This is a genomic window from Cobetia crustatorum (assembly GCF_000591415.1).
Taxonomy (GTDB): Bacteria; Pseudomonadota; Gammaproteobacteria; order Pseudomonadales; family Halomonadaceae; genus Cobetia; species Cobetia crustatorum.
On sequence record NZ_JEMF01000011.1, the window covers coordinates 1 to 26,610 of the forward strand.

Annotated in this window: 28 protein-coding genes; 9 read left to right on the top strand and 19 right to left on the bottom strand. The window is 56.6% G+C overall.

Annotation, left to right across the window (positions count from 1 at the left end):
• Positions 1–220: 220 nt before the first annotated feature.
• Positions 221–1,027: an SDR family NAD(P)-dependent oxidoreductase gene (locus BF12_RS0102250; RefSeq protein WP_024950849.1), complete on the bottom strand. Its 807-nt coding sequence runs from the start codon at positions 1,025–1,027 to the stop codon at positions 221–223.
• Between the two features lie 61 nt (positions 1,028–1,088).
• Complete coding sequence (locus tag BF12_RS0102255; RefSeq protein ID WP_024950850.1) at positions 1,089–2,075, bottom strand: zinc-dependent alcohol dehydrogenase family protein; 987 nt, start codon at positions 2,073–2,075, stop codon at positions 1,089–1,091.
• A gap of 136 nt (positions 2,076–2,211) precedes the next feature.
• Here BF12_RS0102255 and BF12_RS0102260 point away from each other — a divergent pair, with 136 nt between their 5' ends.
• Positions 2,212–3,105: a LysR family transcriptional regulator gene (locus BF12_RS0102260; RefSeq protein WP_024950851.1), complete on the top strand. Its 894-nt coding sequence runs from the start codon at positions 2,212–2,214 to the stop codon at positions 3,103–3,105.
• 383 nt (positions 3,106–3,488) lie between these two features.
• Here the strand turns inward: BF12_RS0102260 and BF12_RS0102265 are convergent, their stop codons facing one another.
• The 3 genes from BF12_RS0102265 to BF12_RS0102275 all read right to left on the bottom strand — a co-directional run bounded on the left by BF12_RS0102265 (position 3,489) and on the right by BF12_RS0102275 (position 4,676).
• Positions 3,489–3,836, bottom strand: coding sequence for a hypothetical protein (locus BF12_RS0102265; protein WP_024950852.1), 348 nt, complete (start codon positions 3,834–3,836; stop codon positions 3,489–3,491).
• A gap of 72 nt (positions 3,837–3,908) precedes the next feature.
• Entirely contained in the window at positions 3,909–4,259 is a 351-nt protein-coding gene (locus BF12_RS0102270; RefSeq protein ID WP_024950853.1) for a hypothetical protein, read from the bottom strand.
• A gap of 72 nt (positions 4,260–4,331) precedes the next feature.
• Positions 4,332–4,676, bottom strand: a complete 345-nt coding sequence (locus BF12_RS0102275; protein ID WP_024950854.1) for a hypothetical protein — start codon at positions 4,674–4,676, stop codon at positions 4,332–4,334.
• An 875-nt stretch (positions 4,677–5,551) separates the two neighbouring features.
• Between BF12_RS0102275 and BF12_RS0102285 the strand changes: the two genes are divergently transcribed.
• Positions 5,552–6,226 carry a hypothetical protein gene (locus BF12_RS0102285; protein ID WP_156941110.1) on the top strand — a complete coding sequence of 225 codons (675 nt, stop codon included), beginning with the start codon at positions 5,552–5,554 and terminating at the stop codon, positions 6,224–6,226.
• 171 nt (positions 6,227–6,397) lie between these two features.
• Here BF12_RS0102285 and BF12_RS0102290 read toward each other — a convergent pair whose 3' ends face one another.
• Together BF12_RS0102290 and BF12_RS21890 are read right to left on the bottom strand one after the other, a co-directional pair.
• The gene (locus tag BF12_RS0102290; protein ID WP_035158722.1) at positions 6,398–7,492 is read right to left on the bottom strand and encodes an ADP-ribosylglycohydrolase family protein; all 1,095 of its coding nucleotides are present in this window, start codon (positions 7,490–7,492) and stop codon (positions 6,398–6,400) included.
• A gap of 136 nt (positions 7,493–7,628) precedes the next feature.
• Positions 7,629–7,775 (bottom strand): hypothetical protein, encoded by a 147-nt coding sequence (locus tag BF12_RS21890; RefSeq protein WP_156941111.1) that lies wholly within the window; start codon positions 7,773–7,775, stop codon positions 7,629–7,631.
• A 186-nt stretch (positions 7,776–7,961) separates the two neighbouring features.
• On the opposite strand from BF12_RS21890, the gene BF12_RS0102300 reads away from it, so the two are divergent.
• On the top strand, positions 7,962–8,750 hold the full coding sequence (locus BF12_RS0102300) for a CmcJ/NvfI family oxidoreductase (protein ID WP_141103652.1): 789 nt from the start codon (positions 7,962–7,964) through the stop codon (positions 8,748–8,750).
• Positions 8,751–8,833: 83 nt separating this feature from the next.
• Complete coding sequence (locus tag BF12_RS0102305) at positions 8,834–9,583, top strand: 2OG-Fe(II) oxygenase family protein (RefSeq protein WP_024950858.1); 750 nt, start codon at positions 8,834–8,836, stop codon at positions 9,581–9,583.
• A gap of 161 nt (positions 9,584–9,744) precedes the next feature.
• Here BF12_RS0102305 and BF12_RS0102310 read toward each other — a convergent pair whose 3' ends face one another.
• From BF12_RS0102310 to BF12_RS0102330, 5 genes are all read right to left on the bottom strand, one after another.
• Entirely contained in the window at positions 9,745–10,659 is a 915-nt protein-coding gene (locus BF12_RS0102310; RefSeq protein ID WP_169734499.1) for a LysR family transcriptional regulator, read from the bottom strand.
• A 314-nt stretch (positions 10,660–10,973) separates the two neighbouring features.
• On the bottom strand, positions 10,974–12,014 hold the full coding sequence (locus BF12_RS0102315) for an Ldh family oxidoreductase (RefSeq protein WP_024950860.1): 1,041 nt from the start codon (positions 12,012–12,014) through the stop codon (positions 10,974–10,976).
• A 33-nt stretch (positions 12,015–12,047) separates the two neighbouring features.
• On the bottom strand, positions 12,048–13,376 hold the full coding sequence (locus tag BF12_RS0102320) for a TRAP transporter large permease (protein ID WP_024950861.1): 1,329 nt from the start codon (positions 13,374–13,376) through the stop codon (positions 12,048–12,050).
• Positions 13,373–13,888 carry a TRAP transporter small permease subunit gene (locus BF12_RS0102325; RefSeq protein WP_024950862.1) on the bottom strand — a complete coding sequence of 172 codons (516 nt, stop codon included), beginning with the start codon at positions 13,886–13,888 and terminating at the stop codon, positions 13,373–13,375. Before BF12_RS0102325 ends, BF12_RS0102320 begins: the two co-directional genes overlap by 4 nt.
• A gap of 78 nt (positions 13,889–13,966) precedes the next feature.
• Positions 13,967–15,025, bottom strand: coding sequence for a type 2 periplasmic-binding domain-containing protein (locus BF12_RS0102330; RefSeq protein WP_024950863.1), 1,059 nt, complete (start codon positions 15,023–15,025; stop codon positions 13,967–13,969).
• Between the two features lie 360 nt (positions 15,026–15,385).
• Between BF12_RS0102330 and BF12_RS0102335 the strand changes: the two genes are divergently transcribed.
• Positions 15,386–15,994 carry a helix-turn-helix domain-containing protein gene (locus tag BF12_RS0102335; RefSeq protein ID WP_051510666.1) on the top strand — a complete coding sequence of 203 codons (609 nt, stop codon included), beginning with the start codon at positions 15,386–15,388 and terminating at the stop codon, positions 15,992–15,994.
• A 126-nt stretch (positions 15,995–16,120) separates the two neighbouring features.
• Here the strand turns inward: BF12_RS0102335 and BF12_RS0102340 are convergent, their stop codons facing one another.
• The 7 genes from BF12_RS0102340 to BF12_RS0102360 all read right to left on the bottom strand — a co-directional run bounded on the left by BF12_RS0102340 (position 16,121) and on the right by BF12_RS0102360 (position 22,603).
• The gene (locus BF12_RS0102340; protein WP_024950865.1) at positions 16,121–17,653 is read right to left on the bottom strand and encodes a sodium:solute symporter family protein; all 1,533 of its coding nucleotides are present in this window, start codon (positions 17,651–17,653) and stop codon (positions 16,121–16,123) included.
• Positions 17,646–17,834, bottom strand: a complete 189-nt coding sequence (locus BF12_RS0102345; protein ID WP_024950866.1) for a hypothetical protein — start codon at positions 17,832–17,834, stop codon at positions 17,646–17,648. The genes BF12_RS0102340 and BF12_RS0102345 overlap by 8 nt, the downstream gene beginning before the upstream one ends.
• 24 nt (positions 17,835–17,858) lie before the next feature.
• Entirely contained in the window at positions 17,859–18,209 is a 351-nt protein-coding gene (locus BF12_RS22590) for a c-type cytochrome (protein ID WP_248623593.1), read from the bottom strand.
• The gene (locus BF12_RS18330; protein ID WP_248623594.1) at positions 18,110–20,431 is read right to left on the bottom strand and encodes a c-type cytochrome; all 2,322 of its coding nucleotides are present in this window, start codon (positions 20,429–20,431) and stop codon (positions 18,110–18,112) included. Before BF12_RS18330 ends, BF12_RS22590 begins: the two co-directional genes overlap by 100 nt.
• Complete coding sequence (locus tag BF12_RS22595; protein WP_248623595.1) at positions 20,398–20,826, bottom strand: hypothetical protein; 429 nt, start codon at positions 20,824–20,826, stop codon at positions 20,398–20,400. Before BF12_RS22595 ends, BF12_RS18330 begins: the two co-directional genes overlap by 34 nt.
• A gap of 69 nt (positions 20,827–20,895) precedes the next feature.
• Positions 20,896–21,390, bottom strand: a complete 495-nt coding sequence (locus BF12_RS0102355) for a (2Fe-2S)-binding protein (protein ID WP_084487932.1) — start codon at positions 21,388–21,390, stop codon at positions 20,896–20,898.
• A gap of 172 nt (positions 21,391–21,562) precedes the next feature.
• A complete protein-coding gene (locus BF12_RS0102360) occupies positions 21,563–22,603 on the bottom strand; it encodes a 2,5-dihydroxypyridine 5,6-dioxygenase NicX family protein (RefSeq protein WP_024950868.1) in 1,041 nt (346 codons plus the stop codon).
• Positions 22,604–23,066: 463 nt separating this feature from the next.
• Between BF12_RS0102360 and BF12_RS0102365 the strand changes: the two genes are divergently transcribed.
• Genes BF12_RS0102365 through BF12_RS0102380 form a run of 4 tightly spaced genes read left to right on the top strand, consistent with a single transcriptional unit; the run spans position 23,067 to position 26,486 of the window.
• Positions 23,067–24,233 carry an FAD-dependent monooxygenase gene (locus tag BF12_RS0102365; RefSeq protein WP_024950869.1) on the top strand — a complete coding sequence of 389 codons (1,167 nt, stop codon included), beginning with the start codon at positions 23,067–23,069 and terminating at the stop codon, positions 24,231–24,233.
• Complete coding sequence (locus BF12_RS0102370; protein WP_024950870.1) at positions 24,230–25,063, top strand: alpha/beta fold hydrolase; 834 nt, start codon at positions 24,230–24,232, stop codon at positions 25,061–25,063. Before BF12_RS0102365 ends, BF12_RS0102370 begins: the two co-directional genes overlap by 4 nt.
• Before the next feature lie 15 nt (positions 25,064–25,078).
• On the top strand, positions 25,079–25,831 hold the full coding sequence (locus tag BF12_RS0102375; protein ID WP_024950871.1) for a maleate cis-trans isomerase family protein: 753 nt from the start codon (positions 25,079–25,081) through the stop codon (positions 25,829–25,831).
• A gap of 10 nt (positions 25,832–25,841) precedes the next feature.
• Positions 25,842–26,486 (top strand): N-carbamoylsarcosine amidohydrolase, encoded by a 645-nt coding sequence (locus tag BF12_RS0102380; RefSeq protein WP_024950872.1) that lies wholly within the window; start codon positions 25,842–25,844, stop codon positions 26,484–26,486.
• Positions 26,487–26,610: the final 124 nt, after the last annotated feature.

The window sequence follows — 26,610 nt, forward strand, 5'->3', positions numbered from 1 at the left end:
GCGGGCTTTGGGGTCTTGGGTTTCCTACGGGCTTATGATTACCCTAGAAGCTCGATCTATTATCCATACACAAAAGTCTGCCAAAGCCGGGTTGCGAAACTGCAGTGAGGAATTCAAACGCTCTCGTTGATCGACTATTCCACACGAGTCACAGAAACACTCTTGCCAGTATCAGCGCCATGCAACATCAGCCACACCTACGAGGTAACATCTTGCTGTATCACGCACTCTCCCGAGGAAAGCGCTCCATCACGGCCACCACTTCATGGCAGCGTTCATCATCAAGGGCATGGGCATGAGGCGAGGCGAAACGACCAGAATCGTTGTCGAAGTACTCACCATTGGCCTTGGCAAACTCATCATCCAATGCAACACGTAGCAAGATGTCAGCGCCGATATTGATGTCCTTGCCAGGCACACCAAACCCTTCCTTGACCATCTTGCTGGCCAGAAGAGACCCTGGATTGACAGCAATCAGCAGTGGACTCTGCGCATCACGTTTCCGAGCCAGATGACGTGTCCACATGATCAGCGCCAGCTTGCTTTGAGCGTAAGCGGAGAAATCATCACTCAGGTGAGTCTCGCCGGCCAACGCCTCCATATCCACGGGCGCCTGTGCTGCCGAGGCCAGATTGATCACGCGCCCTTCCCCCGTCATCAATGGCATCAACAGCTGGGTTAGCCGGTAAGGCGCTAGCGTATTGACGGCAAAGCGCATGTCCCAGCCCTGCGAAGTGACCGTCTCGGGAACTCGATAGACACCGGCATTGTTGATCAGTACATCCAGTCGGGGATACTCAGCTAGCAGATTTCTCGCCAGTGACTCGATTGACGCCATGTCAGACAGATCGGCCACATGCCCAGAGACGCGCGCTGCCCCTGCCAGCTTGGCAAGCTCAGCAACCACCTCGTCTACCTTCACCTGGTTACGACCGTGAATCAGCACCCGATGGCCACGCGCCAACAACGCCTTGGCAGTCGCCAGACCGATTCCATCAGTGGAACCTGTCACGAGAATGGTTTTCATGCTGCTCTCTCCTGTTTACATCGCGCAGCTTGAGCAGTGCTCAGTACACCGCTCAAGGTGATCATATCTCGACGACGATCTTGCCCGTCGCCTTGCCACTACCGAGGCGAGCGTGAGCTTGGCCTACCTCTTCCAGACGATAGGTCGGCTCATCGATAATCGGCTTCAGTTCACCGGCATCCGCAATACGCGCCATGTCAGCCAGAATCTCGTGGTGATCCTGACGGCGGAAGTCATGCAGCATCGGGATCAGCATGAACACCACGTGCAGAGACAACCCCTTGAAGTGCGCGACGGAGAGATCTATTTCCATGAAGGAGACAGTCGTCGCGACATGGCCATTGAGCGCAGCTGCCTCGAAGGAGGTCGGCAGGTTGGCGCCGCCAACAGAGTCGAATACGATGTCGAAACCAAGGCCGTCAGTATGCTTGGCGACATAGTCAGCCACCTTCTCATACCGATAGTTGATGGCGCTGGCACCCAAGCTTTCTATCAGGGCCTCATGTTCACCCCGCCCTACGGTAGAGGCAACGTGAGCTCCAAAATGACGCGCCAACTGAATGGCAACATGTCCCACACCACCCGCACCGCCGTGCACCAGTACCTTCTGACCAGCCTGAATGCCAGCACGCTTGAGGCCTTCGTAAGCCGTGATGCCGACCATCGGCAGAGCGGCGGCTTCCACCATGCTCAGCGTCTTGGGCTTGTGCGCAATCAGACGCGCATCCGCCGCAATATATTCGGTGAGAGTACCCGGCAGATCCGCCAAGCCGCCAGCACATCCGTAAACTTCATCACCAACAGCGTAACCTTCGACACCTTCTCCTATAGCCTCGACCGTGCCGGCGAAATCCATGCCCAGTAGCGCTGGAAGAGCCGGAGACAACGGCAGTTCCGGACCCATCTCGCGAATCATGGTGTCGACAGTGTTGATACTGGTCGCTGCGATGCGCACCAATACCTGTCCAGATGCCGCCTGCGGCTTGGCAATCTCGGCGACTTCGAATACCTCAGACCCACCAAATGACTTGACCAGCATCGCTTTCATGATTCGCTCTCCTTCATGGATGATGGCGTCATGATAATTGGCATCAACATGCATGATAAATGACAATGAAGAACAATCAGTTTATAGATTCTGTTGATAATCTGTGGCAAACAATGGCATCTACCAGGAGAGCGAGATGCATCTTGAACACCTGAAACTGTTTGTACGCCTGGCGGCCGTCAATAGCATCAGCGAAGCGGGTGAACATCTTGGGCTGTCACCCGCCGTCGCCAGCGCGCACCTACGCAAGCTGGAAGACAACCTGGGAGTCCGCCTACTCCACCGCACCACTCGCCATGTCGCATTGAGCGAGGAAGGTCGTGCCTTTCTCCCGCATGCCGAGGAGGTACTCGCCAGCGCCGATGCGGCGCTGGCCTCTGTGGGTGTCGGTAATGACAACCCACGTGGGACACTGCGTATCACGGCATCGGCTTCCTTCGGTCGCATGCACTTGGTGCCTGGACTTGCCGGTTTTCTCGAGCGTTACCCGGAGCTTGAACTGGACCTGCGTCTGACCGATACCATCGTAGACCTAGTGGAGGGCGGCTTTGATATCGCGATTCGTAACTCCGCGCTCAAGGACTCCACACTTATCGCCCGCCGACTTGCCACCGACAAGCGCATCGTCTGCGCCTCGCCCACCTACCTGAAGCGTCATGGCATGCCAATGCAGCCAAGTGAGCTCCATCATCATGAGTGCCTGACATTGATAGGCATGGATCAATGGAGTTTTCATTGTGGCGACGCCATCGAACAGATCCGCGTCAAGGGGCGCATTCGTACCGACAATGGTGAAGCCGTACGCGATTCCTGTGTCGCTGGGCTTGGTATCACCCTGTCGTCCACCTGGAGCGTCTATCGTCATCTCGGGCGTGGAGAGCTGGTGGAAGTGCTGTCTGAAACACCTCTCGTCAATGAGACAGAGATCTGGGCGGTCTACCCCAGTTCGCGGCAGCTAGCACCCAAGGTGCGTGCTTTTCTGGACTACTTCTCAGAGTACTTCGGGAATCCGCCCTATTGGGACCGATGAACCTCCCACCCAGCAAGCCACTCTCACGACAAACACCCACAAAAAAGCCCACCAGTGGTGGGCAAAGAATGTCGGGACAGGACATTCAGGACAGGAAAGCGTTTGAGAAAGGATTCTGCTACATCTGTCAGACACACCCACCTACGATGAGGCTTGTCCAAAACACTTGCTCAAGCGTTCTTCTTTCCTACTGTTGGCGTTCTGGGGCTCTGACCGTCACGACGTATCACACTTGGTCACGACGGTCAGTAAGTACCACTAGCAACTGACAGGGGTAAGGCGATGGCATATAAGCATCCTTTACTGTCTTGCTGTCTTTGCAGGGCTAGCTTTACGAGGCCAATCGCAGAAGGCCCGACTTCAGCCTCACACGATCACCATCTTCAAGCGCTTTCGTGCAATGCATGCTCGACACGTGTCGCGGAGACACTCTTGCCAGCATCGTTGGCGTAGTCCACGGAATCAGTCGCCAATGCGCGAGTATTGCCCTGGATACCACTATTGCTGATGGACTGCTGAACACGTCCTGCAGCAACACTCATTCCAGTATCAATGGCGCTTGTGTGATGCACGGCTGCCTGATGAGTCACTGGCTGAGCCTGACCCATGATGACGCTGTCACTTAGGGCAGCACGTACACGGGCATCAGCAGCACTGTCACTGGCATTGGCAACGCCAGTGGCTGCAACGGACAAGGCAGCGATGGCGAATAGGGTATTGATGGTTCTCATGATCGTTCTCCTCATTAAACCTAGGTAATGACTTTGGGTTGATGATTCAGATCCTGGCGTGATGGCCAATGATCAGACGCTGCTGTCGCTCAAGGCATTCTGCACACGCGTGGCGGAGACGCTTTTACCTGCATCGTTCACGAAACCCTGACTATCGCTAGCTACTGCACGAGACTCGCCCTGAATACGCTCAGCGCTGATGGACTGCTGAACGCGACCGGCAGCAGCGCTCATGCCAGTGTCAGCGAAGCTGGCCTGACGCAGCGCAGACGACTGAGTCGCAGGCTGAGCCTGACCGACAATGACATTGTCACTGAGAGCAGCGCGTACACGGGCATCTGCAGCACTGTCGCTGGCAGAGGCAACACCAGTGGCTGCAACAGATAGAGCGGCAACGGCGAATAGAGTATTGATGGCTTTCATGGTCATTCTCCTCGGTAAATTCAGATAATCAGTTCAAGTTCAGAAACTAGATCGGGACGTGATAGCCCGCTATCAGACGCTGCTATCGCTCAGGGCATGCTGAACACGAGTGGCAGCGACGCTCTTGCCGGCGTCATTGGCAACATCATTGCTGTGCAGATGGATAGAGCGATCATAACCACGGGTCAGATAGTCATTGGAGGCGTACTGAAAGCGACCAGCAGCGGTACTCATACCTGTCTCGGCGAAGGTTGCCTGGCCTGTCGGTGCCTGCTGCGCATTGCCTTCAATGACCTGCTGATTGACGGAATGCTGCACTCGCTGTGCCGCAGGGCTGTCATCAGCGGCCAGAGCGGCGGTGCTGGCAGTGGCAAGAGCGATAGTGGCGATCAGTGTCTTGAGGTTCAGAGTTTTCATGATGTGTTTCCTGTTCTGTCCTGGGCGTTTTCGCCCTGTTGTGATGAGATCAATTCTGTTGACCTCGCTAACTTATTACCATGCTAACGTTTAACGTGCTTCCTAACTAGCCATCTCACTGGCAGCTCACTGTTTCCATAAAAGAAACAACGAGCGAGCTATCGTGAACCAATTCAAAAATCATTCAAAATAGCTCGTGAATCAGAAAATCAATTCTAGAATTATTTCTGGATAACTTTTGTACAACTAATATGGCCTAGTTAACCCTTTATCCTGCAACCGCTTGGCAGTAGAAACTTCCGCTAGCCCAGCATCCTCAATTTCAACTTTGGTCGCATCTAAAGGAAGTCTTTCAAGTGAAGTCCAATCACCCGACCCTCCATCCAGCCTTACTGTTGCGCATATTTACTACTACGCTGAGAAAAGCAGTCTGGATGCAATCTCATGATGTGAACCGTAGAAAAACTTGACAGTATGCTTTGACGACAGGGACATACTGCTTCCACCCCAAGCTTTGCGTCTTCTGCAATCTGGAATACGCACATTGTGGACGAATGGATGCAGCGAACATATACCTTAGTCGGAACAGCATTGATTCCACTATGGCATCAAAAAATGCCAAGTCTGACGACATGAGCAACGGCCGATACGGTCTCATCATAAGAAAGTCTTCATTATCAGTCTCTTGCGAGCAATTGCGCCGTGGATGGAGATACAGTATGTGCCAGTGACATAGGCACTCCCTCTATGGGCACGGCACAAAAAAGCGCGGAGCAATCTGTTGGATTGCCCCGCGCTCGCCATTTCCATGTCCTCCTTGCTATCCAATGCTGCTTCTTTTTCGTTTCACAGCTCTTTCCATCTTCAGTGTTAGCGTGGCCGAGATGACAGTGCTCGGCACGTTTTTATTAATCGGCCATTCACTGCCAGTAGAAGGCGTTGTCGCCAAGCGAGCTGGCGTCCCCTGGTGGATTACGCTATCTCTGCGCGTAGCCGGTGCATTGGTGCTCGCTGCAATCATCCATCAGGTTTACAGCGTATTCGGCTGGGGACAAGAGATGGCGACGATCAGTTGGCGTCCCGAAGCGGCCTCTGATCAGTGGCAGGTCTGGATGTTGGCACAAGGCAAGACACTGCTGGTAATTCTCGCTGTAATTACCGCACTGATGTTACTGCTCGAACTGATCAAGCGACTGGGGCTGGAAGGCGTATTGCATTGGTTGCTGGCGCCATTGCTCACGACATTGGGCATCGGTCGGGCCACAACCAATGTGACCGTCATCGGCGCAACCCTGGGGCTCAGCTATGGCGCGGGACTGCTGATACGTGATCTGGATAGAGGCGTCATGAGTATTCGCGATAGCTTTTTAGTGCTGTGCTTTCTCGGGCTCTGCCACAGCGTCATCGAAGACACGCTATTGATCCTTTTATTAGACGCCGACCTGTGGGCCATCCTCGGCGCGCGCCTGATATTCGCGGTTGGCGTGATTGCCTTGCTGGCAAGAACTCCCTTCATTCAGCACCTTGAGCAGACAAAAACGAGCCACTGAACACTCGATAACTGAAACCACTCCCTTTCGTGAGCGATGCGTTCGCACTCCATTGTCTTACTAACGCCGCTGCCATTTATCACCCAGGTCGGTATTACCTGGCAGGGGCGTTATGGCCTGCAAAAAGCAACAGTGCTCACAGTACTGAATCACATTCAGTACTTGATGACGCTAGTAGCCCGGATACTTCTCCCATGCCCATGCTTCATCCTTGCCACCGCCATCGGTATAGATTTCCCAACGTTGGCAGTCATGCAAGTCATCCGCCATCTCACTGATGACCTCACGTAGCTCCAGCGACGTGTGCCAACTTGCAGGGATCACCTCCTCGCCTAGCATCGCTCCCAACAAGTTGCCGGTGATGGCGCCAGTGGAGTCCGAATCGCCGTCGTGATTGATGGCCATCTCAATGGCATCTCTGAAATTGGCGCCTTTCATGGCGCAGTAAACCGAGATGGCTAGCGCCTCCTCGGCGATCCAGCCTTGCCCCAAACGGGCAATCGCATCATTGGGAGCAATGCCTTCTTCAAGCAATACAGTCGCCAGCTCAAGCGCCGTTAACGTCTCTTCATGCCGTGGGTGGCGCTTGAGTATCTGACATGCCTGACCCAGTGCCTCGGAAAGTGATTCACCCACCACCAGTAATTGAATCATCACTGCCAACACACCACCGGCCAGCTGACCAGTCGCATGACCATGCGTTAGCGCAGAGACATCTACTCCCAACTCGAAGCACATCTCGAAGGAGGCTCTACTGGCATGGGCGAACAACCCGACGGGGGCGACACGCATGACACCGCCGCAGCCCTTGCTGTCGTTACGGGCTTGATCACCATATGCGCGCATCTGCTTCAGTGCAGATAGACATGTCATGCCAGGTGCCCGACGTGAATGAAGGGCTTGCTGCTTTATCAACCAACCACTGGTTAGCCAATCTTGCTCAGTATCCTGCTGAGTCAGCTCTCCCTGGGTATAAAGCCAGCGTTCATAGGCACTGCTCACCAATCCACTTTGTGTCGAGACTCCTCTTAGACAGCCTCTTACATGGCTGCGCAGCAAACCTTCCGCAGTGAAAAGCGTCATCTGAGTATCATCGGTAATACACCCTATCCCACCATAGGCTGGCGCATACTCACTGACACCCGTGGGCCCAAAGCGAGAGAGAATTTCATTTCGCGACATGAACTCCACCGGTGCACCCAGCGCGTCACCGACGGCGCCTCCTAACAAACAACCTCGAAACTGAGATTTCATATCCAGTGTCATGCAAGGCTCCCGGAGTAACTCTCAAGCGGCGATCCGCAAGGGACACAGTCAAAGACCTGCATTCAGTCCTGTCAGCTTTACGCTATCAGTTAATTCGCATTTTATGAAAAACCCACCGATGGGTTGGTGCGCATAATCAGGCATCACTGGATGACACGGCTAAGTGGAAGTTCAGTATCAATGGCGTGGTTTTCTCGGGAATTTCTTCCGCCAGCACTACCTGCGCCACCATCAGCGTGCTGTTCTGGTGGGAGTATTTCTCGTTTCGCCGCATAGCAAACATCGGAGTGATCGTGCTCTCGGGGAATTATTGCCGTTTATGCAATAACCAATTGCACATGAGCGCCTTTTTCCTCACCCAGCAGTGCACTAGCCTTGCGGACTGAGGACATCACCCGCCAGATGGCCTGCTCGAAGGTTATTGCTGGACCACGCTATCTGGCGACTCACCGTGAAGGAGATCCCGCTCATGCCAGCCCCTATTCCTACTCGTATGGCATACGTCAACTATCAGCTTGACCGCCCAGAAGGCTTGCAGATCAAGGTGGATCCGAATGGTGAGTCTGGGCGGCGCATCGAGCCGGAACACGACCGCCGTGGCGTCAAGCTGCAAGACCTGCGAGCCGTTCCTCCAAGCTTTGTGACTCAGGGAATGCTATTTCTCGAGGCACCCTCACTTGCCGTGGATGCGCGCGATGCACAAGTACGTGACCGCCTGCACACACCGGCCATCGAAGCACTGCTCAAGCAGCAGCTCGGCGTCAGTGAGGTGCATGTGTTCGACCACACCTTGCGCGGCTTCGAAGGGGAACGTGTGCCAGCACAGCACGTGCATGTCGACTACTCGCCGAGTTCCGGCCCACAGCGCGTGCGTGACCTGCTGGCACCCGAGCAGGCGGAGCAGTGGTTGAGCGGCCACTACGGCATCGTCAATGTCTGGCAGCCTATGGGGCATGCTGTCGAGCGCGACCCGCTAGCGTTCGCTGATGCCGAAACCGTGCAGCCAGGCGACTGGGTCAATATCGATATTCTGTATCCGGATCGCTGCGGGCAGATTCAGGGGCTCGTCTATAACCCGGATCACCGCTGGTATTTCGCATCTCACATGCGCCCCGACGAGGCCATTGTCTTCAATGCCTTCGACAGTGCCGGCAAGCCACCGGTCGCACACACCGCCGCCGAGTTGCTCGATAACTCGAACGATGCGCCGACGCGCACCAGTCTGGAGACACGGGTATTGGTCCGTTATCCCGATTGAATCACAACGCCCGGCATTGAATCGCATCGCGCCTGCCGGCCAGATATTCGTCACCCCTATTTTCCAGTTTCAGGAGCTTTGCCATGAGCTTGTCTTTCCATGTCGTCCGCCACGAACGCGGCTTCTCTCCCACGCCTCTGCCCATCTGGACCGACAACGGCGACGTGTCTGACCTCTTCGAGGCCGACGCCGCGCCAGAGGTGGTCCGTCAGGAAGTCGAGGGCGTTCCCGGTGCCTTTCAGTTGCTCAATGTGCTGACACCCGAAGAGGCCGACAACTTCGTCGCCACCCTGGAAGAAATGGGCTTCGAGGAAGATGCGCCGGTCTCGCTGCCGCGCTCGGTACGCCACAATCACAACGTCAACTGGATCGTCAGTGAAGCGGTCGATCAGGTCATCTGGGAGCGCTCTGCCCTACTGGTCACCGAGCAGATCCAGGGCGAAGGTGCCAAGGGCATCAATGCGCGCTTTCGTGTCTACCGTTACGAAGCCGGCGACTTCTTCAAGCCACACACTGATGGCGCCTGGCCGGGCAGCCGCGTCATCAATGATGAGGTGATCCACGATGCCTACCCGGGCCTGATGAGCCAGTACACCTTCCTCATCTTCCTGAGCGATGGCTATAGCGGCGGGCGTACCGAGTTTCTGGTCAGCCGCAGTGACCCCAGCAAACCTGCCCAGTCACGCGATGATATCCAGACCGTCTCGGTCGCCACGCCCAAGGGAGGCGTGTTGTGCTTCCCGCATGGCTCGCATCCGCAGCATTGCGTGCATGCCGGCGAGCCAATCGGTGACGGCGCCAAGTACATCATCCGCAGCGACATTCTTTACTGAGGCGGACACGACTCGCCGAGATAATCACCATGAAGATGTAAAAAGGGCCCGATCTCCCCCGAGATCGGGCCCTTCATGTTTCTGGTATTTCTGGTATTTCTGGTGTTGCAGCCTTGCAGGCTCATCTCACGGCCTGGCCACTCCACTGGAGTGACGCAGGCTCAACCACAGGACAAGCGCTCGCGGCGGGCGAGCAGGAAATCGACCCATGCACGCACGCGTGGGTTGTGTTGATTCTCGCGCGCGAAGACGACGTGAATACCTGTGTCGAACTCTGCCGCGGTGACCTGATAGCCCTCCAGTACCGGTATCAGACAACCACTTGCCAGCTCATCGCGAATCGCCCATAGCGGCTGCACTACCACGCCAGCGCCATCGAGAGCGGCCTGGGTGAGAATATCGGCATTGTTGGTGCGCAGCGCACGGGCGCGTGCCGAGATACGGTACTCTCGGCCATCGCGTATCAGCCGCCAGTGATGATTGGCCGTGGTGTAGCTGAAGGTCAGCAGTCGATGCTGCTCCAGATCCTGCGGCTGCTGGATAGGCGGCTGAGCCGCGAGATAGGACGGCGCGGCGGCCAGCACGAAGCGCTGATCACTGATGTGACGCGCGATCAGGCTCGAATCCTCCAGATGGCCGATACGTATCGCCACATCGAAGTGATCCTCGACCAGATCCACGCGCTGATCGCTGCTGACGATGTCCAGCGTCACCTCTGGATAGCACTGCATGAACTCGCTCACCAGCGGCGCTATATAGAGACGCGAATATCGCCACGGCACCGAGAGACGCAATGGCCCCGCGACCCGCTCGCTCAGCAATTCAAGCTCACCGGTGAGGTGATCCACCTCGTCCAGGATGGCGCGAAAGCGAACCAGGGCGCGCTCACCGGCTGGCGAAAGGCGCACGTGACGAGTAGTGCGTACCAACAACGACTCACCGAGCTGTCGCTCCAGATGATTGATGTGGCGCGTGGCCGTGGAACTGGCGATATCCAGCTCGCGCGCCGCCGCATTGAAGCTTTGATGTTCCACCACCTTGAGAAAGGTGCGCAGGCGTTGTGTCAGTTCGTTCATGACGCTCCAGCGAATCATCGACCTCTTGTGGCACAGTTGCCAAACCAGACTGTCCACGGGCGATATCGAGAGCCGAGCATATCATCGTCACTGCTAAGGTTGTCCTCCGCCCGCCACCAATCTGCCATGTCTGACTATGTCAGTTCCCGCTCCAGCTCAACGACTGCCAGCATTTTTCTTCATGACGCGGCTGACGTTCGAGAATTCAGGTAGAAAGGCATGTCATGCCTAGAATTCGCCATAAACAGAAAGGCCGCCTTTGAAGGCGGCCTTTCTGTTTCATCATGCCAATAATCGCGTGTGACCTTCCCCTATCACGAGGCCAGTTTCATGACATCGTCGTAAAGCGCTCGCGAGAGGGACACGCCCTGCGCTTCATGTTTCTGACGTGCCTGATAACGACGCTCGGATGACAGACGTGCCCCCTGCTGCTGCACCATGTCAAAGAGTCGCTCGGAACGCAGCATGTGTTGTCGAGAATCCCCTCCGGTGATGCGCGCCGGGTCAATCGCGATGATCAGTTCACCATGATACGGCAGGCTTTTCTTGCCTTGATCGTACTCAGTCGACTCGATACTGAGCATGTCGCCAATCAAGGGGCCAGCGATCAGTTCGATCATGATCGCAAGCGCCGAGCCCTTGTGCTCACCAAAGGGCAACATTGCGCCATGGTCCAGCACTTCGCCGGGGTCCTGACACGGCGCTCCATCTCGATCGACCCCCCACCCCAGTGGAATCTCATCACCTTGACGGCGATGCAGCTCGATATCGCCACGTGCAATCGCACTGGTCGCGAAATCGAACACATAGGGGTCACCCTCCGGGCGCGGCCATCCGAAGGCGATCGGGTTGGTGCCCAGCAGCGGCTCCTTGCCGCCATGAGGCGCCATGTAGGACTGCGTTGGATTACAGGCAATCGCGACCAGACCTTCCTGCGTCAGGCGCTCGATCTCGACCCACAATGCCGTGGCATGCACACAGCGATTGATGGCAAGAATGGCGATGCCGGAGGATCTTGCCTTGCTGACTAGCCCCGGTACGCCTTGGCGGAAGGCATAAGAGGAGAATCCTCCCCGCGCATCCACCTTGATGACGGAAGGCGCCGTATCTTCCACGACAGGTTCTGCGTCAGGGATGACGCCTCCATTGCCCAGTGTCGCCACGAATCCCATGAGTCGGTAAAGGCCATGCGATCGACTCCCTGCCATTTCTGCCGCGACCAGTGCTTCGCTAATCGCCGCGACATGAGGCTCGCTGAAGCCATGCCGTGACAGTACCTGGCAACAGATCGAATGAAGCTCATCCCGGTTCAGGACGACATCCGCCTCTGCATCATCACGTCTTGCATCACTCATTCGGAATCATTCCTTTATCGAGACAGAAAATCGTTACTTCCATGACGGACCACTGATGGCATCGGGCAACCAGAGCGCCAGTGACGGGAAAGCCAATACCAGTGCCAATACCAGCAACTGCAGGAAGATAAAGGGCATGACTCCCTTGTACATATGCTTGAGCGTGACTTCAGGCGGCGTAATGGCTCTGAGATAGAAGATGGAAGGTGCCAGCGGCGGTGTCAGATAACTTGTCTGCATGACGACAAGGAAGGCGACACAGAACCAGATTTCATCAAATCCGAGCAAGCCGACGACGGGCATGGCCACAGGGATGATGATCAGCACGACAGAAATCATGTCGAGCACGAAGCCCGCGAGGAAGGCGATCAACAGAATGGTGCCCAGGATGAACCAAGGACTCATGCCGGTATCCAGCAGCAGCGACTGAACGGTCGCCATGCCACCAGAGGCGAAGAACACGCCTGCAAACATGTTGCCGCCCAGCACGATCAGCAAGATCATCGCGGTGATATTGAGCGTTCTGATGGCCGCATTCCATAGAATGGAGACCGTGAGATTGCGATACCCCAGTGCCAGCAATACCGACCCCAGGGCGCCGCATGCGGCCGCTTCCGTCGGCGTGGCCACTCCCATCAATATCGTACCCAGCACCACCATGATCAGACTCATGGTCGGGAGAAGAGCGCTCAAGGTAACCCAGAGCATCTCGCCCCATCCCGGGCCCTGCTCATCAGTCTCCGGACGCGGTGCCAAGGCCGGCTTCAGCGCACAGATCACGACGATATACAGCAGGAAAAGCAATGCCATCAAAAAGCCCGGAATCAACAGGCCACTGAAGAGCGATCCCACCGACACGCCCGCCACTGGGCCAAGAATGACGACAGTGATGGAAGGCGGAATCGCCGTTCCCAGAGATCCACTGGCGCAAATGGTGCCTGAGATAAGTGACTTGTCATAATTGTGCTTGAGCATGACGGGCACTGCGAGCATGCCGATGACCGCTTCCGTCGCGCCTACGACACCACTGGCCGCTGCGAACACGGTCCCCATGATGACAGCACCAACACCCAGGCCTCCTGGCAAGCGACGTGTCCATAGATGAATGGCACCAAAGAGCCGCTCGGCAATCCCTGAGTTCTCAAGCATTGCCCCCATGAAGATGAAGAGTGGCACGGCGGCCAGAATAGAATTGGACGCGGTATCTTCAATCTTGGTCAGCAATTGATAGGCCGCGGCATCACCGAACTGAGCGATACCAAAGACCGTCGCGATCACGATCATCGAGAAAGCGATGGGGAACCCCTGCACTATCAATCCGATCAGCGCGGGGAACATGATAAGGGCAAGATAATCACTCATGGCGCGTTCCCCTTCGTGGCGTCATTACCTACCAGAATCGACAGGAACTTGAGCATTTCTGCCACGACCTGAAGCGCAAGATAGATGAAGCCGATCAACCAGACGCTGAAGACAGGCCAGACGACTGGATTCCATGCAGAACGGCCTGAGCGCTCATTGGAAGAGAAAGCATCCAGTGCATAGAACGACAATTCCCACACCAGCCACACCAGCACGGGTAGAAACAGGCAGTAGCACAAGAGATGGACGCATGCCTTGGTGCGGGGTGAGAAGTTCTGACTCAGGACATCAACGCTGACATGCTGCCCAACACGCAGTGCGTTGGCCATGCCCAGCATGAAGATGGCACCCATCACCATGTAACTGACTTCAAACGCCCACAGCGTGGGTTGCCCGAGTACATAGCGACTGAAGACTTCATAGACGAGAGCGAGTACGAGGGGGAGTATCAGAACAGCCCCCAGATACCCCGCCCAGCGGGTCTGACGCTCGATGGCATCGATTATTTTCATGACAAGATCCGAATGACGGCATGGGGATGACACAGGCGAACGCGTCGCCTGTGTCATGAAGGAAAGATCACGAAATATCTAGCGACCCATGCCGCCTATCGGCAAGCGATAATCCTGCCATGTGGTCATGCTTTGCTTGAACGTGCGCTGGGATTGGAGAACACGCGCGAACCATTCATTGTCAGCGGCTTTTTCATCTTCCCATGCACGCGTTTCTTCGTAGATGGCGTCGATGAATGACGGATCCAGCTGGACGATTTCATTCGGGCCATCCTGGAGTTCCTTGAAGGCCTTGAGGTCTGCAAAGGAGCTATCAAGCCAGGATTCAAAGACACTCAACTTGCCCGCCAGACGAAGCTGGCTCTGCTGAGCCTCCGTCAATCCCTCCCAAGCCTCGACATTCACTTCACACTCGAGAATGCCACCGGATTGATGGATGCCCGGCAAGATGACGTACTGGGCCACGTTCTGGAAACCGGTAGGTTTGTTGAGCTCGGGGCTGCCCCACTCCGCTGCATCGATCACGCCGCGATCCAGCGCCGTATAGATGTCACTGCCCGCCATCACTACGGTAGAAGCGCCCAGGCGTGATGCGATTTCAGCCCACGCACCTGAAGTCCTCAGACGCAGGCCCTGGAAATCTTCAAGTGTCTGCACCTTCTTGCTGGAGTGGAGGAATATCTCGGTGCCCAGCGTGGAGCACGGGAAGGCAATGACTCCGAAGACTTCGCGACGAAACGCTTCATACAACTCAACGCCGCCGCCCTCATACATCCACAACATGAACTCTTCCGGTGTCAGACCACTGGAATGCCCAGCCAACAACGCAGCAGTGGGATCGGTGCCGTAATCGTAATTGATATAGTTATGGCTGATCTGGGCAACACCTGACTTGACGGTATTGGTGACGCGCAGCGCTCCCCCTAGCGTACCGCCGGGAAACACCTGGATGTTCACGTCCCCGCCCGTCAGCTGAGTCGCATAGTCGGCAAATGTCTTGGCATCTCGTTCAAGCCAAGGGCCACCGCCCCAGGGGGTCGCCATCTTCCAGTCAATCTCTTCTGCCTGAACCGGCAAGCTTGCCAGGAGAGTGACGGCCATTCCCATGCCGAGTGCATTTTTCTTGAGGTTATACATTATTGTTTTCCTCAGACCATCCTGGACGGACGTGTCGGGTATCGGGGCTGATGTGGCTGATGACTGCCTCGTCGACGCCGAGGCGTGACCTGCACCATCAAGGGGGTATATCACCAGACAGACTGAATTCTCACTTCGCCAAGCCAGCATTGCATATACGCAATATTGCGTCAAATGTGAATATTGCCTCGACTTTTGATCCCGTTACGCTCTAAATATTCACCTCCAGGTCACTCATGGCATTCAACCAGCACCCTCATCGCGAGACGCTGTACACTTCCGTGCCACGCCAACAGCCTGCTGTGGCAGATACGGTTGAACACTGCCCTACGCTCACTATCACGACGGAGCCAATTCATCATGTCCACTCATCCGGAACAGGCATCTGTCCTGAAGCACAGACAACGCAAGGCAGGCGCCATCGGTGACAATCTCAGGGCGTTACGCAAGGCGAGAGGCTTCACCATCGCTGCCATGGCACTCGCCTCGGGGATCTCCGCTGCCAGCATTTCGCGCATCGAAAATGGACGCATCTCTCCTACGTTTGAAGTGATAGTGGGTCTTGCGAAGGGGCTGGAAGTCGATGTCAGTGAGCTGTTCTATCACGCCGAAGAAAAGACCTTTCGCGGCTGGTTGGCGCTGACACGCGCCCAGCAAGGAGAAGTAATTGAAACGCCGAATTATCGTTTCAGGCCGCTCTGCAACAATGTGGCCTCAAAGGAATACATGGTGTTGGAGACCACGATTCTGAATCGGAATCTGGAAGAGTTTGGCGACTTGCAGAAGCACTCAGGGCAGGAGCAGGTCATTGTCACCAGCGGTGAAGTGACGGTATGGACAGAGCTGTACGATCCGATCGATCTCAGCGTTGGCGACAGCCTGGCGTTTGACAGCACTCTGGGACATGCCATCACTTACAAGGGATCGACGCCGGCCACATTGACGTGGGTCTGCAGCGCCTACGCCTGATGACGGCCAGCATTGAAGCAGCAACCCTGCACCATGAAAAAAGCCCCTTTATAGGGGCTTTTTTGTTGCTACTGAGTTCATTGCTCGCTGGCTAGCGTCAAGGGACCAGCTTCACGAGAAGAGGCTTCAAGGAGCATGCTTCAAGGGATTAGCGTCAAGGCGGTCAGCTTCATGACTCCGTTGCGATGATGTCCGCTTGCTGTTGAGTTCATCGGAAATGGCCAGCATGAACTCAACAGCGGAGCTTGAATGCACTTGCGTCACGAGGCTCACACCGATAAACAGCGCGGTGGAGACAATGATTCCCCAGATACCCGCAGGCAAGCCCAGCAGAGAATTGCCGGTGGCATACATGAAGAGTACGAAGGCACCAGTACCGATCACACTGACCAGTACGCCCGCTGCCGTGCCGCGCTTCCAATAGAAGGCACCAATGATGGCTGGCACTGCCGCGACCAGGCCTGACGAGGCGGCCACCGACAATACGGCAATGAGGTCGAGTTTGAGCTCAGCAAAGCCCAGCGCCATCAATGCAATCAAGGGAACGACAATCTTGCCGACCATCAACTGACGCTTCTCACTGGCAGCAGGATTGATATTGGCATAGACATCACGCGCGAGCATTGATGAAAGCGTCAGCATGATGGAGTCAATGGTAGAGACGGCAGCCGCCATGATGCCAATCAACACAATGACACCCAGCACCGGCGGCACGAATCCGGAACTCAGCAACGATGCTGTTGCCAGATCAGCGCTCTCAAGGCTCGGGAAGGCGACCAGGGCCGAGAACCCCCACAGCACCGATACCAGTGTGTAAATCAGGCCGAACACCAGGAATCCGAGCAGCATCTGTCGCATGGCCTTCAACGAGGATGGCATGAACAGGCGCTGGCTGACCTGAGGATTGGACAGACTGAAGAAGAACCACGGAATGGTAAGCCCGAGGAAGGTCACGAAGCTGAACAGCCCCGAGCCCGGCACCGTCAATGACTGCGGCTTCTCGGTGGCCAGCGTATCAAACAGGGTCCCGAAGCCACCGAGTCCCTTGATCACCAGAAACGCGACCAATGTGGAGGCCACTATCATCATGATGGCCTGCAGTGAGTCAGTCCACATGACAGACCGAATGCCCGCGACATACGAGAAGAAGATCGCAATGGCCGTCGCCATTACCACACCCGTGGTGAAGTCGATCGCTCCGTTGGTCGTCCCCTGAAGTAAATACCCTACCCCCGCCAGCTGCACTGCCGCGTAAGGAATCAGGAAGATACAACTGGCAATCGAGACTGCCATGGCGACATGACGACTGTTATAACGTCGCCCCAACATTTCACTTGGAGTGACAAAGCCAAACGCCTTGCCCACTGCCCAGTACTTGGGACCAAAGATGGCAACCAGCGACACACCGGCAAAATAAATGATCTCGAATCCCAGGGCGCCGACTCCACCGGCATACGTAAGCCCCGCAAGACCCACCATCATGAAGGCACTGTAGGTCGTGGCGCTGTAACTCATTGCCGAGACAAAGCCGTTCATCTGACGATTGCCCAGGAAGTAGCCCGACATACTTTCCGCGCCCCCTTGGCGCGCCAGCAAGGCAATTCCGACGGCAATCAACATGTAGATGGCGATGGACCACCAGATCAGTGACTCAGTCATTGCTGTGCTCCTCGAAATCCTTGGTGATATAGAGGTTCACGGCAATGACGATCACCCCCGCCACCGACCAGAACAAGAAACTGCCGTACCATGCACTCACATGGGTCAGTAACGTATAGGGCACTAGGTAACAGAGCAGGACCAGGGCCCATATCAGCCATATCCATTTACTTCTCTTCATGATCAACCTCTTATTATTGTCGCTTTAGGGGTGAGATGATGATGCGTTGCGGTGTTCCTCGCGTATCGCGGATACGCGTTGTTCAACGTCACGCCAAGGGGGATTGTCAGGTGCAAAGCGCACTTGCAGGTATCGGGTCAGCGTGACGACTTGAGCATCCGTGAAGCTGTCCGAAAATCCGGGCATATTGCCAACCCCGGGAGCGTGCTCTGCATGCACACCTCCCAGAATTGTCTGAAGGGTATTGTCGGGAGAGGCGCTGTGCAGATTGGTGTTCAATGCCAACGAGGTCGTTGCACTGGAGAATGACGGCACGAGATGTTCGACATGACAGGAGGCACACGCCCCCTCGAACAGCCGCTCCCCACCTTCCATTCCCGCAGGCTTGTCTGCGACCGAGCCACTCTCGACTGAGCCTCTTCGCGCATGGCGAGGCTATCGCCAGCCGGTGCATCCATCTGCGCCGCCACATAGTGTGCGATGGCACGCACATCGTATTCTGGAAGTTCCGCCAGTCCCGCGACGACAGGCGCCATGGGGCCAGACGCGACGCCGTGCAAGGACGACTTCCCTTCGCGGAGATAGTCATACAGCGAAGCTTCGCTCCAGAGGATCGGCGCGCGACTCATGCCAGTGAGTGCGGGCGCCTCCCAACCATCGACCATGGCTCCCGACAGGTAATCGTTGCCGCCACGCTCAGCACCCAAGGCATTGCGCGGCGTATGACACGCACTGCAATGCCCCAGGCCTTCAGAGAGATAGGCTCCCCGGTTATACAGTTCACTTTGCGTCGGGTCTGGCGAAAAGGGCGTGCTGTCGTGGTAGATGCTGTTCCAACCGCCGATCAATTCCCGCCGATTGAACGGGAAGTTCAAGGCATTGTCCGGCGGCGGCGTGCTGACTGCCGGCTGCACCATGAGGTAGGCATATAGCGCCTGCATGTCGGCATCCGTCACCTTCGCAAAGGCGGTATAGGGAAATGCTGGATACAGATTGTGTCCATCACGGCTGATGCCATGGCGCATTGCCCGCTCAAAGGCCGGATAAGACCAGCGCCCGATGCCCGTCTTCTCATCAGGGGTGAGGTTGGTACTGAAGAGCGTGCCAAAGGGCGTCTCAAAGGAGCGTCCGCCAGCATTGACGACACCGTTCTCAGCGGTATGGCATGCCGCGCAGTCACCCGCCGCAGCGACCAATCGCCCCCGCTCAAGGGTCTGAGCAGAATAGACATTGGCTGCGGGACGGCTAATTGGCGCAATGGCACTCTTCCACGGCCAGGCCACAGCCACGGCACTGGCAACGGCGGCCAGGGCCGTCACCTTCAACCAGCGACTGGCAGGACGCTCAGCGCGCAAAGCGATTGCCGCAGCGCTTGTCATGTCACGATCGCTAATCCCTTGACGCACGCGACGGGCCGTAAAGGGTGGCTGTCTGAATCGCACACCCGTGGCATCGAACAAGGCATTGGCAATGACAGCGACGCCCGGCGACATGTCGACATCGTCAGGAAGACCTGACATTGACGTCAGCCGTGCATCGTCACCTGGTGGCATGTCGGTGACAGCGGTGTCGGTGACTGCCATGGCAGAGTCCCTGCGCACTGGCATCACGATATTGCGCCGACCATCCCCCCACTCATCAAATGCCGCTTCATTGCCCAGCAAGGGCGTCGCCTCACCGAGCACGCGCGCCTGCAGTGTCTGCTGCAAGCGCGCGGTATCAAGCGCGGGTCCGCCATCTTGTCCCACGACCAGTCGAGTCAGGGTGACATCACCAGTGATACGGTTGACTTCGACATCGGCAATCCAGGCGGAGCGTACCCCCTCCTCGACACGCTGATGACGATCCGGCAACTGGGAGTAAGCAAAGCCACGCCCTGTCACGGTATCTCGCGGACTCGACGACATGGAGTCCGAACCCTGCCACTGAGCACGACTCGAGACTGAACAAATCAGCTCGATGCCGCGTGGATCTTCAAGGTGCTGGAGCCGGAGTGCGATGGGGTCTTGGCCACTCTCGTGCGCCACTTCATCCAGGAAGGACTCGCGAGCAAACGCTTGCTGCACGTCAGCCAAGGTGTCATCCGTGCTTCCCGTCTCCACGGACGCGTTTCTTTCCTTCTCGCTCCGGGCAGAGAGGCACTCATCTTGAAAGACATACGGGGAGAAGAGCCGCACACTTTCGCTTGCAGTCTCGCCTGGTGCAGACGCCCTTGCCTCATCTGCTGCATCGTCAGTCATCGCCCCTGACAACAGCAGACCTACCGCAGGAACATCGCTCGCCGCATGTGCCTGACGATTGCGGTAACGCAGTATCTTTCCACTCGCTTCGCGCTCTGCATCGATGGCAATACGCTGCGCCAAGCCAAGGGCATGCACATCGCGGACATAGCTCGCATCCAGCCATACTGCCACCGGGCGACCAATGGCGTGAGACATGAGCGCCGCATCAACGACTGCATCATCGCCGCAATGACGGCCCAATCCGGAGATCTGTTCAGGGGAGGTGACAGACAACGAGATGCTGTTGGCATCCAGTCCCGTCAATAGCGCAAGATCACGCGTCAAAGTCTCGGGGGTCGCAGTCTGCCCCCACACCCTGAGCTATCCGCCGTGCAGTCCGCGATGATCCAGCTTGGGACATCTCCCCATCCCATCCGGCTCGGCCAACCATATTCATGGTCATGACGCTGACTATCTCGCTCGGCGGTCGACACTGCGATCTCGTCCGCCGTCGCCGCTCTTATCACTTCTCTCGCGATCGAAGATACACCAGCCACCTGGCCGTTGTCTCCATCGGGATGCCATGTGACCGTCAGTCGACGCGCAGCCTCCTGCGCCGCCAGCAGGCTGTCTGCCACCACACCGACAAAGTTGCCCTCCATGACGATATCGACATTTCCCGACAGAGAGACGTCATGGAGCGGTGCAACCTCCAGCAGCTGATCGCAGGTGAACTTGTCGCCATCCCACGCGTAATGGGGCGGCCGCAAGACCACGCCGTAACGCACACTCTGCGCCAGTCCAGATGGCCATTCAGCCGGGATGATCAGCCTTGAGACTCACTCATGGCTCGCCTCCTGGCTCGATGCGGCATTGAGGATCACCGCACGCTGAGCGGCTGCCAGTATTTCAATGTGAGTGCCGCAGCGACAGAGGTTGTATTCCAGGGCGGTGCGCAGCTGAGTAGCCGTTGCCATTGGCGTGCGGTTGAGCAAGGCACGCACGGTCATGATCATGCCATTGAGGCAATAGCCACACTGCGCTGCCTGAGCATCGATGAATGCCTGTTGTACCGGATCAAGACGCCCATCAACGACCAAGCCCTCCAGTGTCGTGACGTCACGTCCAACGACCGATGACACCGGGATGACACAAGCACGCGCAACCATGCCATCGACCAGCACACTGCACGCACCACACTCCCCCAACCCACAGCCATATTTGGGGCCGTTGAGCGCCAGATCATTGCGCAACACATTCAGCAGCGGGATGTTCGGAGACACCGCCAATACATGTGTTTTTCGATCAACCGTCAACGTCAGTGTCTGGGTCATGGGACTCGTCATTTTTGTTAGATGGTCTGGGCTCTCTGAGGAGCCTCATTTAAGCATTACCGTGATGAGCAGAGGGCGTAAGTTCCTCTCATGTGGCGACGGAATATGGGGTAGCGCTGATCGCCATCAGTGCTCGCCGCAGGACTCCTTGGTCGCCACTGCTTAGGCGAAACTACTTGGGCGCGACTACCTTGCCTTCTTCCACCATGGCAACACCGTCAAGGAAAACGGAGCAATGGCGAAGCGGAATGTCCATGTGACAAGGCGTATTGCGTGGCCCACCGACTTCGGTATTGGGACCCGTGGAGAACAGGAAATTACCTTCGAAGGCACGCGCATCCATTCCGATAGCATCGTTCTTGTCGTGCAACCCCAGTGCCGTCCATTGAGCTCTCGGCTGCAAGCCCCAGCCAATATGGGAAAACGCGTAGACATCAGGGTCCTTGAAGTGGGCCATGTACTCGCGCAGATACTCGGCATCAAAACCGCCGTGAATCCGATGAATGAAACCTTCACGAATTTCCAACGTGATCGGCTTTTCGCGTACATAGGTCTTGAAAGGCAGCAGAATATCGCCGATATCCACCACGATCGTTCCCTCTGCCGTGCTTTCATTCGGCCATGAGAACAGGAATCCGCTCGGCCAGTGATCCCAACGCCCCGGTTCATCAGCGAACCCGTATTCACTGACCACGGGGTATTGCCCGAGACTGGCCGTGAAATTCGTCCCTGCCTTTGACGTCACGCTGAACGTGGACGCCCCCCTGAAAACCTTCGCAGCCGCCTCGACACGACGCTTGTCCTCTTGGGTTGGCAGCATCCGTGCCAGCATCTCGGGGGGCTCTACCGCCAACAAGATCCGTGTACCGGACTTGAGAATGGCTTCTTGCTCAGGCGAGTGAAGCAACATCATGGTGTCGACCACCAGGTCTGCGGCCATCAACGCCTGTTGGGCCGCGGGATGATTGGTCAACGCGGTGTGCCCCACATAGGCAGTCAGATCATTGCCGACGGCGGTTCGATGATTGAACGACGATAACTCGACGATATACGCCTTGGCCCCCAGTCGCTGCGCAGCCTCCATGGCGGCGGTCACGACCATGCCGTTGGAATAGTGACTTTTCAGTACCGCCACACTTTGAGTGTCGTCAATTTTCGATAGCGACAGCACATGCTCAAAATGTTGCGTTAGCTCGCTCTGACTGACTGGCATCTCTCACCTCTCTGTCATCCGGATACGGGTGGCACCTGACGCCTCATGCCCACGCTTGGTGCATCGCATGGAAAATCCTGTCCATCACGGTGCATTACCATGCCCAGAAAAATAGTGTGTACGCTCATAAATTCCAACGAGTACAACATATAGCATTGGATCAAAGAGATTGGCAAGTCTTGACCAATAATTTTATAAAACCGCCAAACATAGCATTAATCGGCACATTATTGCCGATGAATCATCAAAAAATTCGCAAAATACGACTGGTACAAATGTGCGAATACTTTCTTGACCTTCCCATTAATGGTGTATACGTTGTTTTTACATCATCAACACCCTAGTAATACATCCGCCTCACATCCCTTCTGAGAGCGACCAGATACCCTGGTTTCTCACAGGGCCAATCCTGCATCGCACGCCGGACGGTCTACCAATAAAAAAACCAAGAGGAAACGTCGAGATGACACAGAAACCTACCATTGCCGTGATCGGCGCCGGACTCGGAGGCGCTGCAGCTGGCGCCCTGCTGCAACAGGCCGGCTATGACACCAAGGTGTATGAACAAGCGGCAGCATTTTCTCGACTGGGTGCCGGCATTCACCTCGGTCCCAATGTAATGAAGGTGATGCGACGCATCGGAATAGAAGAAAAACTGAACGCCATGGGATCGCACCCCGACTACTGGTTCAGTCGTGACGGAAAGACGGGCGATCATCAGTCACGTATTCCGCTCGGCAGCGTTGCGCTACAGGAATATGGTGCGGCGTACATCACCGTGCACCGTGGTGACCTGCATGAACTCATGGTGAGCACTCTTGACCAGGAGCGGCTGCATTTCGACAAGCGTCTGGTCGACATAGACGAGACCGGAAACAAGGTCGTCATGACCTTCTCCGATGGCAGTATCGAAGAGGCCGATATCGTCATTGGAGCGGACGGCGTGAACTCGCGCATCCGCGAAAAACTGCTGGGCCCAGAGGCACCGACCTACAGTGGCTGGGTCGCGCATCGCGCCATCATCTCGGCAGAAAAGCTCAAGGCTTACGATCTCGATTTCGAGGCGTGCGTGAAGTGGTGGTCAGAAGATCGGCACATGATGGTCTACTTCGTGACAGGCGATGAGAAAGAGTACTACTACGTGACAGGCGTGCCTGAACCCGAGTGGAATCATGGCACCTCTTTCGTCGACAGCTCTCGCGAGGAGATGCGAGCCGCCTTTGCAGGCTACCACCCGACAGTCCAGGCACTGATTGACTGTACTGAGACGGTCACCAAATGGCCCCTCCTCGAACGCAACCCGCTGCCCACGTGGCACGAGAATCGACTAGTCCTCCTCGGCGACGCCTGCCATCCCATGAAGCCCCATATGGCGCAAGGGGCTGCCATGGCAATTGAAGATGCTGCGATGCTGGTGCGCTGCCTCGAAGACGTCGGTGCTCACCAGTATCAGGAAGCGTTCGAGCTCTATCGCACCAACCGCTTCGAACGTGCCTCACGCGTGCAACAGGTCTCTCACGACAACACCTGGCTACGCCATGACGAAGATCCTGCCTGGGTATTCGGGTATGACGTCTATGAGGTGCCGCTCAAACAACCAGCCTCTTCTCCCAAGGAGCATGTCGCATGAACAGCACCTACCTGTATGGCGCCAACGTTCAGGCCAATGGCATTCGTCAGCACTACCTTCGCTACGGGGGAGGAGACGCCGCGGTAGCCGGTGGCGCACCACGCCAGGCACTGGTTCTCGTGCCCGGCATTACCAGCCCCGCCATCACCTGGGGATTTGTCGCAGAGCGCCTCGGGCGTCACTTTGATACCTATGTACTGGATGTGCGAGGACGCGGTCTGTCTTCTACGGGCGCTGAGCTTGAGTACGGCATCGATACCTGTGCAGACGATCTCATCGCCTTCATTGATGCCCTGAAGCTTGAAAACGTCATTCTGGCCGGACATTCCATGGGCGCACGATTTGCCATCCGTGCGAAGACACGAGGAGCGAAAGGTGTCAGCAAGCTAGTACTGATCGACCCGCCCGTCTCAGGCCCGGGTCGCCGGGAGTATCCCAGCAAGCTGCCTTGGTATGTCGACTCTATTCGTGACTGCACTCTCGGCGCTGACATCGAAACCATGCGCGGATACTGCGCCAGCTGGAGCGATGACCAGTTGCAGCTGCGCGCCGAATGGCTTCATACCTGCTTCACCCCGGCTATCGTGCAGGCCTTCGAAGAATTCCACTCGGTGGACATTCATCAAGACCTGCCCGATATCGAGGTGCCGACCTTGCTGATGTGCGCCGGTAAAGGCGGCGTGATTCAAGAAGAGGACAAGACGGAAATACAGAACCTCATGCCGAATATCCGCATCACCTTGGCCGAGCACGCGGGCCACATGATCCCCTGGGATGATTACGAAGGCTTCTTCGAGGCCTTTGAAGACTTCCTCGGCCACCCCCTCTAAGCAAGGATATTCGTCATGACCAAGACCTACCGTATCGGCCAGATCGTCCCGAGCTCCAACATCACCATGGAGACGGAAATTCCCGCCATGCTGACAGCACGGCAACTCATTCGCCCTGAGCGCTTCACCTTCCATTCCAGCCGGATGCGCATGAAGACCGTTGCCAAGGAAGAGCTGGCAGCGATGGATGCCCAGTCCGATCGCTGTGCACTGGAGCTCTCGGACGCAGCGGTCGATGTCATGGGCTATGCCTGTCTCGTCGCCATCATGTCGATGGGGCCTGGGTATCATCGCGAGTCTCAACAACGCTTGCGCCAGTGCACTGCCGACAACGGCGCGGAGACCGCGGTCGTGACCAGTGCCGGTGCACTGGTCGATGCGCTGGAAGTGCTAGGCGCCAAGCGCGTCGTCGTCGTTGCCCCTTACATGAAACCGCTGACGGAAATGGTCGTGAACTACATTCGCGAGGAAGGGATTGATGTGCTCGATTATCGGGCGCTGGAAATCCCCAACAATCTTGATGTTGCTCGTCATGATCCAGACAACCTGCCAGCGATCGTGGCCAGCATGGATGTGAGCGAGGTCGATGCCATCGTACTCTCGGCCTGTGTCCAGATGCCGTCACTCTCGGCCGTGGCCAAGGTCGAGGCGCTAACGGGCAAGCCGGTCATCACTGCGGCCATCGCGACGACCTATGCCATGCTGAAAGCGCTGGAACTGGAGCCGGTAGTCCCCGGTGCTGGTGCGCTACTGTCTGGCGCCTATTGAGGAGACTGGCATGCAATCCTTTGATCAAGACACTGCGGCAGCAGACAACTACAAAGGTGTCTGGGATGGACGCCTGGGCTTTGGCAGCAAGGCGGCCTTGCTGGTCGTCGATTTCATGCAGGGCTATATCAAGCCCGAGTCGCCTCTCTATGCCCCTGGCGTAGTGGAAGCCGTGGCGAGAATGCCAGCATTGCTCGCATGTGCTCGCGATACCGGCACTCCCGTCATTCACACCAACATTCTCTATCAGGCACCTGACCAGCGTGATGGTGGCATTTGGGTCAAGAAGGCGCCCGTCATGCGCGCCATGGTGCCCGGCAGCCCCTATGTAGAATTCTGCCAGGAGGTTGTGCCGCAAGATGACGAACTCGTCATCACCAAGCAATATGCCAGTGCCTTCTTCGGCACCTCGCTGGCCTCCACGTTGGTGGCAATGGGCGTGGACACTCTCATCGTGGTGGGCTGCTCTACCAGCGGCTGCATTCGCGCCACTGCCGTCGATGGTGTGCAGCATGGCTTCCGGATGATGGTGGTACGTGAATGCGTCGGTGACCGGCATCCCGCGCCTCATGAAGCCAATCTGTTCGACATCGACAGTAAATATGGTGACGTCGTATCACTGAAAGAGACGCTTGAGCACTTGCAACAAGCGTGAATGAGCATGCCCAGCCATGATGCGCTGGGCATGCTTGTCGACAGGTTCTCGGCGATACCTGAGCCCTCTCGAGCCTAGGCCCTCACTAGGCTGAGCCCTTGCTAGATCGAGCCCTTGCTAGATC

Coding starts and splice junctions, on each gene's coding strand:
- BF12_RS0102250 (WP_024950849.1), bottom strand. CDS start 1,027: ATGAAAACCATTCTCGTGACAGGTTCCACTGATGGAATCGGTCTGGCG.
- BF12_RS0102255 (WP_024950850.1), bottom strand. CDS start 2,075: ATGAAAGCGATGCTGGTCAAGTCATTTGGTGGGTCTGAGGTATTCGAA.
- BF12_RS0102260 (WP_024950851.1), top strand. CDS start 2,212: ATGCATCTTGAACACCTGAAACTGTTTGTACGCCTGGCGGCCGTCAAT.
- BF12_RS0102265 (WP_024950852.1), bottom strand. CDS start 3,836: ATGAGAACCATCAATACCCTATTCGCCATCGCTGCCTTGTCCGTTGCA.
- BF12_RS0102270 (WP_024950853.1), bottom strand. CDS start 4,259: ATGAAAGCCATCAATACTCTATTCGCCGTTGCCGCTCTATCTGTTGCA.
- BF12_RS0102275 (WP_024950854.1), bottom strand. CDS start 4,676: ATGAAAACTCTGAACCTCAAGACACTGATCGCCACTATCGCTCTTGCC.
- BF12_RS0102290 (WP_035158722.1), bottom strand. CDS start 7,492: ATGACACTGGATATGAAATCTCAGTTTCGAGGTTGTTTGTTAGGAGGC.
- BF12_RS21890 (WP_156941111.1), bottom strand. CDS start 7,775: ATGTTTGCTATGCGGCGAAACGAGAAATACTCCCACCAGAACAGCACG.
- BF12_RS0102300 (WP_141103652.1), top strand. CDS start 7,962: ATGCCAGCCCCTATTCCTACTCGTATGGCATACGTCAACTATCAGCTT.
- BF12_RS0102305 (WP_024950858.1), top strand. CDS start 8,834: ATGAGCTTGTCTTTCCATGTCGTCCGCCACGAACGCGGCTTCTCTCCC.
- BF12_RS0102310 (WP_169734499.1), bottom strand. CDS start 10,659: ATGAACGAACTGACACAACGCCTGCGCACCTTTCTCAAGGTGGTGGAA.
- BF12_RS0102315 (WP_024950860.1), bottom strand. CDS start 12,014: ATGAGTGATGCAAGACGTGATGATGCAGAGGCGGATGTCGTCCTGAAC.
- BF12_RS0102320 (WP_024950861.1), bottom strand. CDS start 13,376: ATGAGTGATTATCTTGCCCTTATCATGTTCCCCGCGCTGATCGGATTG.
- BF12_RS0102325 (WP_024950862.1), bottom strand. CDS start 13,888: ATGAAAATAATCGATGCCATCGAGCGTCAGACCCGCTGGGCGGGGTAT.
- BF12_RS0102330 (WP_024950863.1), bottom strand. CDS start 15,025: ATGTATAACCTCAAGAAAAATGCACTCGGCATGGGAATGGCCGTCACT.
- BF12_RS0102335 (WP_051510666.1), top strand. CDS start 15,386: ATGTCCACTCATCCGGAACAGGCATCTGTCCTGAAGCACAGACAACGC.
- BF12_RS0102340 (WP_024950865.1), bottom strand. CDS start 17,653: ATGACTGAGTCACTGATCTGGTGGTCCATCGCCATCTACATGTTGATT.
- BF12_RS0102345 (WP_024950866.1), bottom strand. CDS start 17,834: ATGAAGAGAAGTAAATGGATATGGCTGATATGGGCCCTGGTCCTGCTC.
- BF12_RS22590 (WP_248623593.1), bottom strand. CDS start 18,209: ATGGAAGGTGGGGAGCGGCTGTTCGAGGGGGCGTGTGCCTCCTGTCAT.
- BF12_RS0102355 (WP_084487932.1), bottom strand. CDS start 21,390: ATGACCCAGACACTGACGTTGACGGTTGATCGAAAAACACATGTATTG.
- BF12_RS0102360 (WP_024950868.1), bottom strand. CDS start 22,603: ATGCCAGTCAGTCAGAGCGAGCTAACGCAACATTTTGAGCATGTGCTG.
- BF12_RS0102365 (WP_024950869.1), top strand. CDS start 23,067: ATGACACAGAAACCTACCATTGCCGTGATCGGCGCCGGACTCGGAGGC.
- BF12_RS0102370 (WP_024950870.1), top strand. CDS start 24,230: ATGAACAGCACCTACCTGTATGGCGCCAACGTTCAGGCCAATGGCATT.
- BF12_RS0102375 (WP_024950871.1), top strand. CDS start 25,079: ATGACCAAGACCTACCGTATCGGCCAGATCGTCCCGAGCTCCAACATC.
- BF12_RS0102380 (WP_024950872.1), top strand. CDS start 25,842: ATGCAATCCTTTGATCAAGACACTGCGGCAGCAGACAACTACAAAGGT.